Annotated in this window: 17 protein-coding genes and 1 pseudogene; all 18 read left to right on the forward strand. The window is 45.3% G+C overall.

Annotated features, from left to right (window positions below; translation table 11 throughout):
* A pseudogene (locus ACLTL4_RS09390) lies at positions 1–289 on the forward strand (threonine ammonia-lyase); the annotation flags it as partial.
* A gap of 15 nt (positions 290–304) precedes the next feature.
* Positions 305–1,480, forward strand: coding sequence for a nucleotide sugar dehydrogenase (locus ACLTL4_RS09395; RefSeq protein ID WP_412320464.1), 1,176 nt, complete (start codon positions 305–307; stop codon positions 1,478–1,480).
* Between the two features lie 23 nt (positions 1,481–1,503).
* On the forward strand, positions 1,504–2,460 hold the full coding sequence (locus ACLTL4_RS09400; RefSeq protein ID WP_173897339.1) for a glycosyltransferase family 2 protein: 957 nt from the start codon (positions 1,504–1,506) through the stop codon (positions 2,458–2,460).
* A 1-nt stretch (position 2,461) separates the two neighbouring features.
* Positions 2,462–4,303 (forward strand): hypothetical protein, encoded by a 1,842-nt coding sequence (locus ACLTL4_RS09405; protein ID WP_022119341.1) that lies wholly within the window; start codon positions 2,462–2,464, stop codon positions 4,301–4,303.
* Between the two features lie 16 nt (positions 4,304–4,319).
* A complete protein-coding gene (locus tag ACLTL4_RS09410) occupies positions 4,320–5,573 on the forward strand; it encodes a polysaccharide pyruvyl transferase family protein (protein WP_022119342.1) in 1,254 nt (417 codons plus the stop codon).
* Between the two features lie 6 nt (positions 5,574–5,579).
* Positions 5,580–6,575, forward strand: coding sequence for a lysylphosphatidylglycerol synthase transmembrane domain-containing protein (locus tag ACLTL4_RS09415; protein WP_022119343.1), 996 nt, complete (start codon positions 5,580–5,582; stop codon positions 6,573–6,575).
* 68 nt (positions 6,576–6,643) lie between these two features.
* The gene (ylxM, locus tag ACLTL4_RS09420) at positions 6,644–6,982 is read left to right on the forward strand and encodes a YlxM family DNA-binding protein (protein WP_022119344.1); all 339 of its coding nucleotides are present in this window, start codon (positions 6,644–6,646) and stop codon (positions 6,980–6,982) included.
* 24 nt (positions 6,983–7,006) lie between these two features.
* Positions 7,007–8,353, forward strand: a complete 1,347-nt coding sequence (gene ffh, locus ACLTL4_RS09425; RefSeq protein WP_022119345.1) for a signal recognition particle protein — start codon at positions 7,007–7,009, stop codon at positions 8,351–8,353.
* An 81-nt stretch (positions 8,354–8,434) separates the two neighbouring features.
* Entirely contained in the window at positions 8,435–8,680 is a 246-nt protein-coding gene (gene rpsP, locus ACLTL4_RS09430) for a 30S ribosomal protein S16 (RefSeq protein ID WP_147631289.1), read from the forward strand.
* Between the two features lie 11 nt (positions 8,681–8,691).
* Positions 8,692–8,919 carry a KH domain-containing protein gene (locus ACLTL4_RS09435; protein WP_022119347.1) on the forward strand — a complete coding sequence of 76 codons (228 nt, stop codon included), beginning with the start codon at positions 8,692–8,694 and terminating at the stop codon, positions 8,917–8,919.
* A gap of 81 nt (positions 8,920–9,000) precedes the next feature.
* On the forward strand, positions 9,001–9,507 hold the full coding sequence (rimM, locus tag ACLTL4_RS09440; protein WP_412320465.1) for a ribosome maturation factor RimM: 507 nt from the start codon (positions 9,001–9,003) through the stop codon (positions 9,505–9,507).
* Position 9,508: 1 nt separating this feature from the next.
* Complete coding sequence (gene trmD, locus ACLTL4_RS09445; protein WP_412320466.1) at positions 9,509–10,267, forward strand: tRNA (guanosine(37)-N1)-methyltransferase TrmD; 759 nt, start codon at positions 9,509–9,511, stop codon at positions 10,265–10,267.
* A gap of 87 nt (positions 10,268–10,354) precedes the next feature.
* Complete coding sequence (rplS, locus tag ACLTL4_RS09450) at positions 10,355–10,702, forward strand: 50S ribosomal protein L19 (RefSeq protein ID WP_022119350.1); 348 nt, start codon at positions 10,355–10,357, stop codon at positions 10,700–10,702.
* A gap of 243 nt (positions 10,703–10,945) precedes the next feature.
* The gene (gene lepB / locus ACLTL4_RS09455; protein WP_226911807.1) at positions 10,946–11,512 is read left to right on the forward strand and encodes a signal peptidase I; all 567 of its coding nucleotides are present in this window, start codon (positions 10,946–10,948) and stop codon (positions 11,510–11,512) included.
* Positions 11,513–11,525: 13 nt separating this feature from the next.
* The gene (ylqF, locus tag ACLTL4_RS09460) at positions 11,526–12,389 is read left to right on the forward strand and encodes a ribosome biogenesis GTPase YlqF (RefSeq protein WP_173895831.1); all 864 of its coding nucleotides are present in this window, start codon (positions 11,526–11,528) and stop codon (positions 12,387–12,389) included.
* A gap of 23 nt (positions 12,390–12,412) precedes the next feature.
* Positions 12,413–12,928, forward strand: coding sequence for a signal peptidase I (gene lepB, locus ACLTL4_RS09465; protein WP_022119353.1), 516 nt, complete (start codon positions 12,413–12,415; stop codon positions 12,926–12,928).
* A gap of 14 nt (positions 12,929–12,942) precedes the next feature.
* Positions 12,943–13,476, forward strand: a complete 534-nt coding sequence (gene lepB / locus ACLTL4_RS09470; protein WP_173895829.1) for a signal peptidase I — start codon at positions 12,943–12,945, stop codon at positions 13,474–13,476.
* 211 nt (positions 13,477–13,687) lie between these two features.
* Positions 13,688–14,455 carry a ribonuclease HII gene (locus ACLTL4_RS09475; protein WP_022119355.1) on the forward strand — a complete coding sequence of 256 codons (768 nt, stop codon included), beginning with the start codon at positions 13,688–13,690 and terminating at the stop codon, positions 14,453–14,455.
* The last annotated feature ends 82 nt before the right edge of the window (positions 14,456–14,537 follow it).

Genomic DNA, 14,537 nt, shown 5'->3' on the forward strand with positions numbered 1-14,537 from the left:
GATGTCTTCTGTTGTACAGTTAGGCCTGATCCAGAGAGACCGTATCTTTACCGTATCTGTTCTGCTTCCGGACAAAGCAGGAGAGCTGGTTCGTGTGGCAACCGTTATTGCAAATGAACAGGGAAATGTCATCAAACTGGATCACAATCAGTTTGTAAGCACGAACCGCAATGCAGCCGTAGAGCTGAAGATCACACTGGAAGCATTTGGAACGGATCACAAAGAGCGCATCGTCAATGCCCTCAAAGAGCATGGCTATAATCCGAAAGTGATTCGCCCGAATCTTTAAAAGGAGGGGAGTAATATGAAAATAGCAGTAGCGGGAACGGGATATGTAGGGCTTTCCAATGCCCTGCTGCTCTCCCAGCACAATGATGTGTGGGCAGTCGATATCCTGCAAAGCAAGATTGATCTGATCAATAAAGGGAAGTCACCGATCGTAGACAGAGAAATCGAAGAATTTCTGGCAAGAGAGGATCTGCACCTGACAGCAACGACAGATGCAGAAAAAGCTTATAAGGATGCTGATTTTGTTATCATTGCAACCCCGACGAACTACGATCCGAAGAAAAATTATTTCGACACATCTTCGATCGAAACGGTGATCGAACTGATACAGAAGGTGAATCCGGATACCGTGATGGTGATTAAATCAACGGTTCCGGTCGGCTATACAAAAGGAATCCGTGAAAAATACCATACAGACCATATTCTGTTCTCACCGGAATTTTTAAGAGAAGGACATGCACTGTATGATAATCTGTATCCTTCCCGTATTATTGTCGGATCGCCGGAGAATCAGCGTGACAAGGCACATGCATTTGCCGCACTTCTTCGGGAAGGGGCGATCAAGCAGGAGATCCCGACACTCTTTACCGATCTTACGGAAGCTGAGGCAGTCAAATTGTTTGCAAACACCTACCTTGCCATGCGTGTTGCATTTTTCAATGAACTGGATACTTATGCAGAGGTAAGAGGGCTTGACAGTAAACAGATCATTGAAGGAGTAGGACTGGATCCTCGTATCGGCACGCATTATAATAATCCGTCTTTTGGATATGGCGGATATTGTCTTCCAAAGGACACCAAACAGCTGCTTGCAAACTATCATGATGTCCCAAACAATATTGTGGCAGCGATCGTAGAAGCAAACCGTACCAGAAAAGATTTTATTGCAGAGCGCATTATTGAAAAAAATCCAAAGATTGTAGGAGTATACCGCCTGACGATGAAAACCAATTCAGACAACTTCCGCCAGAGCTCGATCCAGGGGGTTATGAAGCGGATCAAGGCGAAGGGGATCGAAGTGGTTGTATATGAGCCGGCAATGAAAGAAGAAACGTTCTTTAACTCCCGAGTGATCCGTGATCTTAAGGAGTTTAAAGAAGTAAGCGATGTGATCCTTGCCAACCGCTGCAGTGATGAGATTGCGGATGTCATGGACAAAGTCTATACAAGAGATCTGTATTTCAGAGACTAAGGAAAAATGAGGAGAGATAAATAATGAAATTAATTATACAGGTGCCATGTTATAACGAGGCACAGACGCTGGAAATTGCACTGAATCATCTGCCAAAACATATCGACGGGATCGATGAGATCGAGTATCTGATCATCAACGACGGAAGCCGTGACGATACCGTCAAGGTTGCAAAAAACTGGGGCGTGAACTATGTAGTCAATTTCCGGACGAACCGCGGACTGGCAAAGGGGTTCATGGCAGGGCTGGATGCCTGCCTGCGAAACGGTGCGGATATCATTGTCAATACTGATGCCGATGATCAGTACTGCGGAGATGACATCGAAAAACTGGTGCGTCCGATTCTGGAGGAAAAGGCAGATATTGTGATCGGTGAACGCCCGATCGATGATACTGAGCATTTTTCACCGCTCAAGAAAAAGCTTCAGCATTTCGGAAGCTGGACCGTGCGTGTGGCATCCAAATCCGATATTCCTGACGCACCGAGCGGTTTCCGTGCTTATAGCCGTGACGCAGCGATGCGTCTGAATGTAACAAATGAATATACCTACACACTGGAGACGATCATCCAGGCAGGACGCACCAGAATGGCAATGGAGTCGGTGCCGATCCGGACTAATCCGGAGCTTCGTAAATCCAGACTGTTTTCCAGTATGTTTGGTTATGTGAAGCGTTCCATGGTGACAATCGTCCGTTCCTTTATGATGTACAAACCGCTGCGGTTCTTCCTCGGGATCGGCAGTGTGCTCTTTCTTTGCGGGGCACTGCTTGGTGTACGATTTCTGTTCTATTATGCGGCAGGATCCGGAAACGGTCATGTGCAGTCCCTGATCCTTGCAAGTATCCTGATGCTGATGGGCTTCCAGACCGGCGTGATCGGACTGCTGGCAGACATCATTGCGGCAAACCGCAAGATTTTGGAAGATGTACAGTATCATGCACGTAAACTGGATTATGACAGAGAGAAAGAGGAAAAATAAAATGACAATGACGAAACAGGACAGGATTTGTATGATCTCACTGTTTGCGGTAATGCTGGTGCTTATGGGAGTGCCGGCATTATGTCTGAGTACGAACACCGTTGTGGATGAACTTGGTACTCTGACTAACACAGCCCTTTTGACCGGAAGAAACTGGGGAACAGGGATTATAAGCAATGGTGGATTTTATTATCGTTATGGAATGGCGTTTGTGTGGCTTCTGCCGTTTCTGATCTTTAAAGATCCAATCATGGTTTACAAAGCCGCATCTTTTGTGAATGCTTTGTTTATGGCAACGACACCGGTGATGGCTTATTATATCAGCAGACGTTACTTAAAGATTGAAAAAGAAAAGGAAGCGGCTCTTCTGGCAGCCGGTTCTACGATCATCAGCAGCGTGATGTTCCAGGGGATCTATCTTCGCGGAGACATGATGCTGATCGTGCTCAACTGGGTTTGTGCACTTCTTATTTTAAATGCAATGTATGCAAAAACCAGAAAAGAGCGGCAGATCTATACGATACTGCTGAGTTTCTGTGCAGTTTATGCCTATGCATGCCACAGCAGAGGAATCGTTATGGTGATCGCGACGGCGATGACGGTATTGCTGATCCCGTTTTTTACAAAGGAAAAAGAGAGAAGACTTCCGTACATCAGCTTTTTTGGCAGCATGGCAGTCTTTCTTGTGATCGACAAGATTCTGGTGCGATATTTTAAACGAACCATATGGGGAAGCAGAGCGGCACATGCGACCGGAATCCCGAAAGAATCTCTGGAACTGCTGACAAAAATAAAAGGTATCAAATCTTATATTCGAATGGCGGTCGGATGGCTGTATAATTCTTTCAGCTCGACTCTTGGACTGGTATGCGTGGGTCTGATCGCCTGCGTGATCATCGTATTTCTGATGTTTCGCCGTTCGAAAAAGGTCACATCGGAAGAAGGCACACTGGCACTGTTTGGATTCTTATCTTATGCAGGAAGCTTTGTTCTCGGAACGGTATTCTTCCTGAAGAGCGTCAAAAAGAACTTTTACAGTTCTTACGGAATCCGCGTGGACCGAATCGTATACGACCGCTATGTCTGCTGTGCATTCGGTGTTCTCTGCATGGTGGCACTTTATGTTCTGGTCTGGAAAAGAGATCTGTTTGGCATTAAGGCAAAACTGCTTTCTGTGGCAGGATGCGGTGTTACCCTGGTACTGTTTGCCAGAATCACTGCCCCATATCTGAACAACCAGAGTTTTGTGCGGAAATATATGGGAATGTTAGTTACCTTTGTTAAGACCAATGCAAAAAGCGTGACATTCAAAGGAGATCATGTATCAAGCGGGGTAATCCTGTTTGGCGTTGTGGCACTGATCCTGTTTTTATTGATCCTGTTTCTGTGTCAGAAAAAGAAAGGATACCAGGCATGTGCCCTGACCTTGCTTGTCTCGGTACTGCTCTTTGGCTACAATGTAACAAACATTACGATTTCCGAAAGCAATACAAGAGAAGCGAGAATTTCTTCCGCCTCAAATCTGATTCTGTCCTTCGGAGATATCTATAAAGAATATTCTTATGTATGGACAGAAAAAACAGCGGCACCGATCAAATCGTATCAGGTGCGTCTGATGGATTATCATCTGATCAGCAAAAATTATCAGGGTTTTGACGAAACAGACAACGTGTTTGTGATTTCAAAACATCTACCGGATGAAAAACAGTTTCAGAACGGTGAGTACTATCTGATCGACAGCGAAGATTACAACAAAAAAGAAGACTTTGTCTATGTCAAAGGAAGCGAACTGAAAGATGCACTGGAGAAGAGAGGTGTTTCTCTGAGTGCTTATACAGGATGACAGACGGGAGGAAAGTATGAAAGAAGTGGTGATCGCCATTACGGCAGCCAGTTACAGCGGAAACAAAGGAGCGGCAGCGATGCTGCAAAGCTCCATCCGTCAGCTTTATGAAAAATATGGAACACGTTTGAAAATCAATCTGATGTCTGTTTATCCGGAAGAAGATAAAGAACAGATCCCGTGGGATTTTATCCGGATCGTTTCCTGTAAACCGGAACAGCTTTTGTTTATCGCGTTTCCGCTGGCAGTTCTCTATAAAGTATTTCATTTTCTGCCTCCGGTAAAGAGTCTGCTTTTGAAGAATAAAATTCTGCGGGCATATTATGAGACGGATGCCGTTCTGGATGAAGCGGGGATCTCTTTTGTGGACAGCCGCGGATTTGTGATGAATACTTATGGTTTTGTGTGTGCGGCCGTGCCGATGCTGATGGGCACACCGGTTCTGAAATATTCTCAGGCAATGGGAACCTTTCACTCTTTCTGGAATCGTTTTCTGGCAAAATGGATTCTTCCGAAGATGCGGCTGATCTGTGCCAGAGGAAAGGGAACCCTTGACAATCTGAAAGGGATCGGCATTGAGAAGAATGTAAAACTCTGTGCGGACGGAGCGTTTACGATGGCAGATGATCCATATTATCTGAAACAGGTTGAAGCAGAAGCACAGAAGGATGCCTTTTTCAATGATAAAGTGGTTGGACTGTCGATCAGCTCGGTTGTTCGGAAAAAATGTGATAAGCTCGGGATTGATTATCCGAAGATCATGACGGATTTTATTGACCGTCTCAACGAGGATGGATGGAACGTACTGATCATCGCAAACGGTGCGAGAATACACAGCGACAAACCGCGAAACAACGATCTTCCGGTCTGCGATGCGGTCTATGAAAGCGTGAAAAACAAAGAGATGGTCAGATGGTACCACAAAGAAATGACGGCAGAAGAAATCCGTGCGTACATCGGGAAATGCCGTTTTCTGGTTGCTTCCAGATTCCATGCCATGATCGGTGCTCTTCAGCAGAAAGTGCCGGTGCTTCTGGTGGGATGGAGCCATAAATATCAGGAAGTGCTGGATTTTTTTGAGCTTGGGCAGTATGCGATCGATTTTTCCGATCTGACGGCAGAGTCCCTGCAAAAGGAATTTGAGAAATTCATTCAGGAAGAAGAGACGATCCGCGGCAAGCTGGATGAACATTATGAAGAAGTCATGGAAAGTTCCAAGAAAAACATTGTTTATGTTTCTGAGATTGTAGATGAAATAGTAGGAGAATGATCGGTTATGGAAGAAAATACACAGGTAAAAAAAGAAGACGCGGAAATCCTAGAAAACGAACAGAAGGGCGGAAAGAAGAAATGGATGAAATATGCCAAGATCGGATTTTTACTGCTGGTTGCTGTTTTTCTGGTTCGCTATTTTTATAAAAATTATGATTCCTATAAAAATCTGGACGTTGAGATCAACTGGCTGGTATTTACGGGAGCGGTGCTGTTTTATTTCCTTTATAAAGTGACACTGGCTTCTTTATGGCACTATATCACAAAGTTAAATCACTGTTCAATCAAGTATTTCAAGGCAATCACAGCATATCTGTATTCCATTCTCGGAAAATACATTCCGGGAAAAGTTTTTATGCTGCTTGCCCGCGTGCCGGCATACGAAGAAGGAGGAGCACCGATCCGGAAAGTGACGGTCTGCTTTTTCCTTGAGAATATCTGTACGCTTCTCGGAGCTGCATTTTTGTTTTTGGTTTCGCTGTTCTTTTTTCCGAACGACCTGCTCAATGATTACAAATGGCTGACGATCGGTCTGGTGATCCTGTTTTTTATCTGCATCAACCCGAAGATCATCAACTTTTTCCTGAAGATCCTTGAGCGGTTTATTAAGAAAAAAGATCTTTCGATTCCGATCACCTATGGGCAGATGATCAAAGTTGTATTGCTGTTTATCTGCAACTGGCTGGTCGTTGGTGTCGGATTCTATATGCTGGTATGCTCCATCTATCCGGTTCCGACATCAGAGTTTCTCTATGTGGCCGGAATTTACGGACTGTCCTGTATCATCGGAATTCTTGCTGTATTTGCACCGTCCGGTCTTGGCGTAAGGGAAGGTATCATGCTGCTTGGACTTGGTCTTGTTATGCCAAAAGAATATGCTGTGATTATTTCTATTATATCCAGACTGTGGCAGACTGTTGCGGAACTCATTTTGATTGCAATTGCTTTTATTGTAAATAAGATTATGGAATTTCGGAAAAAAAAGAAGAAAACAGCTTGATCTGAAATAAAAAAAGAAAAAGCCATCATGTCAAGAAAAAATACTTGACACGGTGGCTTCTTTCGTGTATGATAACCAAGGTGATTGCAGTGGAAAAGATTTTAGAGCAGACATTATTGTATGATTTTTATGGTGAACTGCTTACAGAGCATCAACAGAAAATATACGAGGATGTAGTATTCAACGATATTTCCTGCAGTGAAGTTGCAGAGAATCAGGGAATCAGCAGACAGGGTGTGCACGATCTGATCAAACGGTGCGGACATATCCTGGATGATTACGAGACAAAACTGCATCTGGTTGAGAGATTTGTAAGTCTGAAAGAAAAGGTGGAAGCCATAAGGATGGCGGCAGATGATCCGGAAGAAGTAAGGAAGATTTCGGATGAGCTGCTGAAAGAATTATAAAACCGACTGACGGTGGAGGTTACGATGGCATTTGAAAGTTTATCGGATAAACTGCAGAATATATTTAAAAACCTTCGCGGCAAGGGAAGACTGACAGAGGCAGATGTCAAGACAGCACTGAAAGAAGTAAAGCTTGCTCTTCTGGAAGCGGATGTCAGCTTTAAAGTCGTGAAGCAGTTTATAAAAGCGGTTCAGGAGCGTGCAATCGGTCAGGACGTGATGAACGGACTGAATCCGGGCCAGATGGTTATCAAGATCGTAAATGACGAGCTGGTAAACCTGATGGGATCTGAGACGACTGAGATCGCACTGCGTCCGGCAAGTGAAGTTACTGTGATCATGATGGCAGGTCTTCAGGGAGCCGGAAAAACTACAACAACTGCGAAGCTCGCAGGCAAATTTAAATCAAAAGGCAGAAAGCCGCTTCTGGTAGCGTGTGACGTGTATCGTCCGGCAGCTATCACGCAGCTTCAGATAAATGGTGAGAAACAGGGTGTGGAAGTTTTCTCCATGGGAGACAAGCAGAACCCGGTCAATATCGCCAAAGCAGCTGTAGAACATGCAAAGAGTCACGGATTTAATGTCGTGATCCTCGATACAGCAGGACGCCTTCATGTCGATGAAGCGATGATGGAGGAGTTACAGAACATCAAAGAAGCCGTTCATGTTGATCAGACGATCCTGGTGGTGGATGCAATGACCGGACAGGATGCAGTCAATGTGGCAGACAGCTTCAATCAGAAACTTGAGCTTGACGGTGTCATCCTTACAAAGCTGGATGGAGACACCAGAGGCGGTGCGGCACTGTCGATCAAGGCAACCTGCGGCAAACCGATCCTCTATGTTGGTATGGGCGAGAAGTTGTCCGATCTGGAACAGTTCTATCCGGAGCGTATGGCATCCAGGATTTTAGGCATGGGCGATGTGATGACGCTCATCGAGAAAGCACAGGCCAATATCGACGAAGACAAAGCCAGAGAAATGGAACAGAAACTGAAAAAAGCACAGTTTGGTTTCGATGATTATCTGGAGAGCATGGCTCAGGTTAAAAATATGGGAGGCATATCCAGTATCTTAAGTATGATGCCGGGTATTGGCAATAAAGCAGCAGATATCGAGGCTGCGGTGGATGAGTCCAAGATGGCACGCATCGAGGCGATCATCCTCTCCATGACACCGAAAGAGCGTTCCAATCCGGATCTGTTAAATCCGTCCAGAAAGAAACGTATCGCAAAAGGTGCAGGTGTGGACATCAGCGAAGTCAACAAACTGGTCAAACAGTTCGAACAGACACGCAAGATGATGAAACAGTTCCCTGGTATGATGGGAGGCAAGGGTGCAAAACGCGGCAGGTTCAAGCTTCCGTTTTAGCACATAAAGAATGCAGAGAAGCTGCCAAAGGCAGGTTTTCATAGATATCAAAGATATAAAAATACTGAGGAGGTGAAAGTAATGGCAGTAAAGATCAGATTAAGAAGAATGGGAGAAAAGAAAAATCCTTTCTATAGAATCGTTGTAGCTGATTCTCGTTCCCCGAGAGATGGAAGATTCATCGAGGAGATCGGTACCTACAATCCGAACATCGAACCGAGTGAATTCAAGGTAGATGAGGAGCTGGCAAAGAAATGGCTGGCAAATGGTGCACAGCCGACAGAGGTAGTAGGAAAGCTCTTCAAAATCGCCGGTATTGAAAAATAAGAGGTGGCAGGATGAAAGAATTAGTAGAAGTAATCGCTAAGTCACTTGTAGAAAATCCGGAAGAAGTTACCGTTACGGAAAGGCAGTCTGGAAAGACAACGGTTGTTGAACTGAAAGTTGCCCCATCCGATATGGGAAAAGTAATCGGTAAACAGGGCAGAATTGCGAAAGCGATTCGTGCAGTCGTAAAGGCTGCAGCCTCAAAGGAAGACAAGAAAGTTGTAGTGGACATTCTGTAGCTGAAAAGCTGCAGGATGCTGCGTTGAAAACCTCGTGCAGACGAGGTTTTTGTTTTATTCAATTTTACCCGGAGGAGAAACATGGAAGAATTTTTACAGGTCGGAGTGATTACGGCAACACATGGTATTCACGGGGAAGTCAAAGTATTTCCGACAACCGACGATCCGAAACGTTTTAAAAAACTGAAAAAAGTGCTTCTGGATACCGGAAGAGAAAAACTGGAACTGGAAGTGGAAGGTGTCAAATTTTTCAAAAATATGGTTATCCTGAAGTTTAAAGAATATAATGATATCAATCAGATTGAAAAATACAGAAAGTGTCCGCTGCTTGTGACACGCGAGCATGCAGTAAAACTTAAGAAAAATGAGTATTTTATCGCAGATCTGATCGGACTTAAGGTCTATACTGAGGATGATGCATTTCTTGGCACACTGGATGATGTGATCCAGACCGGAGCAAACGATGTCTATCAGGTAGTGACGGAAGAAGGAAAAGAGATCCTGATCCCGGCGATCCGTCAGTGTATTCTGGAAGTAGATGTGGAAGAAGGCTGCATGAAAGTGCATCTTCTGGAAGGGCTGGTGTAGCATGCATTTTCACGTACTGACACTGTTTCCGGAAATGATCGAGCAGGGAATGAATACCAGTATCATGGGCAGGGCGATCGAACGGGGATGTATTTCTCTGAAAGCAACGGACATCCGCGACTATGCTGCGAATAAGCATAATAAGGTGGATGATACACCGTACGGAGGCGGAGCCGGCATGGTCATGCAGGCAGCACCGGTCTATGGAGCCTATGAGGCAGTAAAAGAACAAATCGGTTACCGGCCGAGAGTGATCTATCTGACACCGCAGGGAAGTACTTTTTCACAGCCTATGGCGGAAGAATTTGCAAGAGAGCAGGATCTGGTCTTTCTGTGCGGACATTATGAAGGGATCGATGAGCGTGTCCTGGAAGAGATCGTGACAGACTACGTCTCCATCGGGGACTATGTCCTGACCGGAGGGGAACTTCCGGCAATGGTGATGATGGATGCGATCTCCAGACTGGTTCCGGGTGTGCTTCACAATGAGGCATCTGCCGAATTCGAATCTTTCCAGGGAAATCTTCTGGAGCATCCGCATTACAGCAGACCGGAAGTCTGGCATGAAAAGCGGGTTCCGGAAGTGCTGTTATCCGGACATCATGCCAACATTGAAAAATGGAGAAGAGAACAGTCCGTCATCCGGACGGCAGAAAGAAGACCAGATCTGCTGGAAAAAGCGGATCTGTCAGCAAAAGAAAAAGCTCTGGCAGATCGCTGTCTGGCTGAAAAAAAGCTTGCTTTTACGCAAGAGGTATGATAAAATTATTCACGTTGTGAGAAGAGATGGTCCTCTGCTACCTGGGCGGTATTAAGAACATCTGAAAATATAAGGAGGAACAACAAGATGAACGAAATCATTAAGAACATTGAAGCAGCTGAACTGAAAGCGGAAGTACCTGTATTTAACGTAGGTGATACTGTAAAAGTTTACGCAAAGATCAAAGAGGGTAACCGCGAACGTATCCAGATCTTCGAAGGAACTGTTCTGAAGAAACAGGGTGGAAGCAACAGAGCAACTTTCACAGTAAGAAAGAACTCCAACGGAATCGGCGTTGAAAAGACATGGCCGCTGCACTCCCCGAACGTAGAAAAGATCGAGGTTATCAGAAGAGGTAAAGTAAGAAGAGCGAAACTGAATTACCTGAGAGACCGTGTTGGTAAAAAAGCAAAAGTAAAAGAGTTGGTTAAATAATAGGACGCAGCAGCGTACCGAATGATTCCGCAACAAGCACTGCTTGTTCGGGTCAGCCAGACAGACCAGGGACAAGTACTTAGGTAATTGTCCCTGTTTCTGTATAACCGACTGTGAATTTCAAAAGGCAAAAGGGGAGGATACATGAGCCGCACAGGAAGAAATCGCAGAGAAAGGGATCGAAGAAACAAAGATCGGATTTCACAGGAACAGGCAATACAGGAAAAACACAGCAGAAGGGAAATGAGGAAACAGAAAAAAGAACGGGAAAAGGTCAGAAAGAATCCGATCAAAGCCGGTCTTGGATGGCTGTTTCAGATCATTGTGGTGATCCTGTTTGCATATATTGCTGTTTTCTTTTTCGGTCAGTCCAGAACGAACATCGGACAGGCGATGAACAGTACCTTGTCCGGCGGAGATGTTGTTCTGTTAAATGAGCTGTCCTATCGCTTTTCAGGACCATCCAGGGAGGATGTAATCTCGTTTAAACTGAATGGAAGCGAGGACACGCATTCTTATATAAGACGTGTGATCGGACTGCCGGGTGAGACGATCCAGATCATCGATGGTATGATCTATATTAATGGAAGTGTCTACCTGGAGACGCAGGGATTTCCACAGATGGAAAATGCCGGAATGGCAGCACAGGAGATCACACTTGGTGAAGATGAATATTTTGTGCTTGGTGATAACCGCAATCAGAGTGAAGACAGCCGTTTTGCAGATATGGGAAATGTAAAGCTGGAAGATATTGAAGGGAAAGTCTGGGCTGTTTTATCTCCTTCGGATCACCGGGGACTTGTTAAGTAGAAAGGTAAAAAATATGAATTATCAGTGGTATCCTGGTCATATGACCAAGGCAAGGCGTATGATGCAGGAAGACATCAAACTGATCGATCTTGTCATCGAACTGCTGGATGCACGTGTACCGTTTTCCAGCCGCAATCCGGATATCGATAAGATGGGCAGGGACAAAGCCCGCCTGATTCTTCTGAACAAATCGGATCTTGCGGATGAAAAGAGCAATGAAGCGTGGGTTGCTTTTTTCGAAGCGAAAGGGTATTGCGTCAGAAAGATCAATTCCAGAAGTGGAGCAGGACTTAAATCCATCAATGCAGCCGTTCTGGAAGCATGCCATGAAAAGATCGAGCGAGACAAACGCAAAGGAATCAAGAACCGTCCGGTGCGGGCAATGGTTGTCGGGATTCCGAATGTCGGAAAATCTACGTTTATCAATGCCTATGCCGGAAAAGCATGTGCAAAGACCGGAAATAAGCCGGGTGTTACGAAGGGAAAACAGTGGATCCGCTTAAATAAGGGTCTGGAACTGCTGGATACACCGGGTATTCTCTGGCCGAAATTTGAAGACCAGAGTGTCGGTATGCGACTGGCAATGATCGGTTCCATCAAAGACGAGATCCTCAATACGGATGAGCTTGCACTCAATCTGATCCGTTTCCTGATGGAACATTATCCGGGGAGATTAACGGAACGTTATGGCTGCGAAGAAACCGCTCAGGAAGCACTCACAGTTTACGAGGAGATCGCAAGACGGCGTGGCTGCATCAAAAAAGGTCAGGAACTGGATTATACCAAGACAGGTATGCTTCTGCTGGATGATTTCCGAAGCGGAAAACTTGGCAGGATCACGCTGGAACTTCCGAAGGGAGAGACGGAAGAGCAGTAGACAGTATTTTGTGGGAGGAGAGTATGAAAAAGGGACTTATCGAGGTGCTGTTTTATATCGTACTGGTGTTTGGTGTCAGCTTTTTGCTGACAACTTATGTCGGTCAGCGTACGCGGGTAAATGGAGAGTCGATGTATCCGACGCTGCATGACGATGACAATCTGATCGTTGATAAGGTTAGTTATCGTTTCTCTGATCCCAGACGTTATGATATCATTGTTTTTCCGTATCGCTATAAGGATATGTATTTTATTAAACGGATCATTGGTCTGCCGGGTGAGACGGTGCAGATCTTGGACGGGTATGTGTACATAGACGGTAAAAAACTGGACGAACATTTCTGTGATGAAAAAATCCAGAACGCAGCACTTGCATCCGACCCGATCACACTTGGAGACGATGAATATTTTGTGCTCGGAGACAATCGCAATGCCAGTGAAGACAGTCGTTTTCCGGATGTCGGGAATGTCAGACGCAAAGAGATCATCGGGCGTGCCTGGGTACGCATCTGGCCATTTGAACGGGCGGGATCTTTGTAGAAAAGGAGTTTTTGATGAAAGCAAAAGAGATTATTAACTGGGTTGTATATTTTGTATGCCTGTTAGCAGTTGTATTCGTGATCAATACATTTGTTGTACAGAGGACCATGGTCAGCGGAGATTCTATGTATCCGTATCTGCACAACAAGGATCAGCTGATGATGGATAAATTATCTTATCGTTTCCATGATCCGGAGAGGTTTGATATCGTAGTCTTTCCGGTTGTGCGTGACGGAAAAGAAGAGTACTATATCAAACGTGTGATCGGTCTGCCGGGAGAAACCGTACAGATCATAGATGGCTATGTTTACATTAACGGTGAAAAGCTGGATGAAAATTACGGTGCAGAAGTGATGAATGATGCCGGACGTGCGGCAGAGCCGATCACGCTTGGCGATGATGAGTACTTCGTGCTGGGAGATAACCGCAACCGAAGCGATGACAGCCGCTATGAGAATGTCGAAAATCTCAAAAGAGAAAAGATTGTCGGTCGTGCCTGGGTGCGTATCTGGCCGCTTGATCGTATCTGCGTAGTCAGACACCAGTAGACGAAAAAAGAGAAATGCGTTAGAATAAGAAGTGCCACTTTGTGTGGCACTTTTTTAAATACGAACGAAATGATCAGTCGGACTTTTTAGACAGGATATGCGTTCATGAGCAAGTAGCGAAGCGGATTGTGAATGTCCGCTTTACCGCAGAGAAGCATTCCCCCGCTAAAATATGATTACCGACTGTGGGTTGGAATAAAGGAGAAAATATATGAGCACAGACAGAAAAAGCATCGCACAGATCAAAAAAGAATTTGCAGAGGCAAAAGAAGGTTCCCTGGAAGAACTGTTTGCACAGTATGCTATGGATGAGAGAAGCGGTGTGAAGGCAGTTTTAAACAGTTACCGAAAAAAACAGGAAAAGCTGGCAAAAGAGCGGGTTCGCCTGGAAGAAATGAGAAGTTACGAACATCAGTACGAAAGATATGGCTATGTGTGTGGAATTGATGAGGCAGGACGCGGTCCGCTGGCAGGACCGGTTGTCGCCGGTGCCGTGATCTTGCCAGAAGACTGTGAGATCCTGTGGTTGAATGATTCCAAACAGCTTTCAGAAAAGAAGAGGGAAGCTCTGTACGATGAGATCATGGAAAAAGCACTGGCAGTGTCCGTTGGCATGGCATCACCGGCAAGGATCGATGAAATCAATATCCTGCAGGCAACTTATGAAGCGATGCGTGAGGCAATCGCCGGACTGAAGATCCGGCCGCAGGTTCTCTTAAATGATGCTGTGAAGATCCCACAGGTGGAGATTTCGCAGGTACCGATCATTAAAGGAGATGCAAAAAGCCTGTCGATCGCAGCGGCGAGTGTGATCGCAAAAGTGACCAGGGATCGCCTGATGAAAGATTATGACAAACTGATGCCAGAATATGGATTTGCGAAACACAAAGGCTATGGAAGTGCCGCACATATGGAGGCAATACGCAAATTCGGATCATCCCCGATCCACCGACAGAGCTTTATCAAAAACATCATATGAGTCGGGGGGGACAAACAGGTCAAAACTGTTTGAAATAAGGCTACCGCAATCCCACTGGCTTTAGACGGTGGGTTAAGGTAGC

It is taken from the genome of Hominisplanchenecus sp. (assembly GCF_046967715.1).
GTDB lineage: Bacteria > Bacillota > Clostridia > Lachnospirales > Lachnospiraceae > Hominisplanchenecus > Hominisplanchenecus faecis.

Excerpts from the sequence above, each read along its gene's own strand:
- ACLTL4_RS09395 (WP_412320464.1), top strand. The coding sequence starts at position 305 with ATGAAAATAGCAGTAGCGGGAACGGGATATGTAGGGCTTTCCAATGCC.
- ACLTL4_RS09400 (WP_173897339.1), top strand. The coding sequence starts at position 1,504 with ATGAAATTAATTATACAGGTGCCATGTTATAACGAGGCACAGACGCTG.
- ACLTL4_RS09405 (WP_022119341.1), top strand. The coding sequence starts at position 2,462 with ATGACAATGACGAAACAGGACAGGATTTGTATGATCTCACTGTTTGCG.
- ACLTL4_RS09410 (WP_022119342.1), top strand. The coding sequence starts at position 4,320 with ATGAAAGAAGTGGTGATCGCCATTACGGCAGCCAGTTACAGCGGAAAC.
- ACLTL4_RS09415 (WP_022119343.1), top strand. The coding sequence starts at position 5,580 with ATGGAAGAAAATACACAGGTAAAAAAAGAAGACGCGGAAATCCTAGAA.
- ylxM (WP_022119344.1), top strand. The coding sequence starts at position 6,644 with ATGATAACCAAGGTGATTGCAGTGGAAAAGATTTTAGAGCAGACATTA.
- ffh (WP_022119345.1), top strand. The coding sequence starts at position 7,007 with ATGGCATTTGAAAGTTTATCGGATAAACTGCAGAATATATTTAAAAAC.
- rpsP (WP_147631289.1), top strand. The coding sequence starts at position 8,435 with ATGGCAGTAAAGATCAGATTAAGAAGAATGGGAGAAAAGAAAAATCCT.
- ACLTL4_RS09435 (WP_022119347.1), top strand. The coding sequence starts at position 8,692 with ATGAAAGAATTAGTAGAAGTAATCGCTAAGTCACTTGTAGAAAATCCG.
- rimM (WP_412320465.1), top strand. The coding sequence starts at position 9,001 with ATGGAAGAATTTTTACAGGTCGGAGTGATTACGGCAACACATGGTATT.
- trmD (WP_412320466.1), top strand. The coding sequence starts at position 9,509 with ATGCATTTTCACGTACTGACACTGTTTCCGGAAATGATCGAGCAGGGA.
- rplS (WP_022119350.1), top strand. The coding sequence starts at position 10,355 with ATGAACGAAATCATTAAGAACATTGAAGCAGCTGAACTGAAAGCGGAA.
- lepB (WP_226911807.1), top strand. The coding sequence starts at position 10,946 with ATGAGGAAACAGAAAAAAGAACGGGAAAAGGTCAGAAAGAATCCGATC.
- ylqF (WP_173895831.1), top strand. The coding sequence starts at position 11,526 with ATGAATTATCAGTGGTATCCTGGTCATATGACCAAGGCAAGGCGTATG.
- lepB (WP_022119353.1), top strand. The coding sequence starts at position 12,413 with ATGAAAAAGGGACTTATCGAGGTGCTGTTTTATATCGTACTGGTGTTT.
- lepB (WP_173895829.1), top strand. The coding sequence starts at position 12,943 with ATGAAAGCAAAAGAGATTATTAACTGGGTTGTATATTTTGTATGCCTG.
- ACLTL4_RS09475 (WP_022119355.1), top strand. The coding sequence starts at position 13,688 with ATGAGCACAGACAGAAAAAGCATCGCACAGATCAAAAAAGAATTTGCA.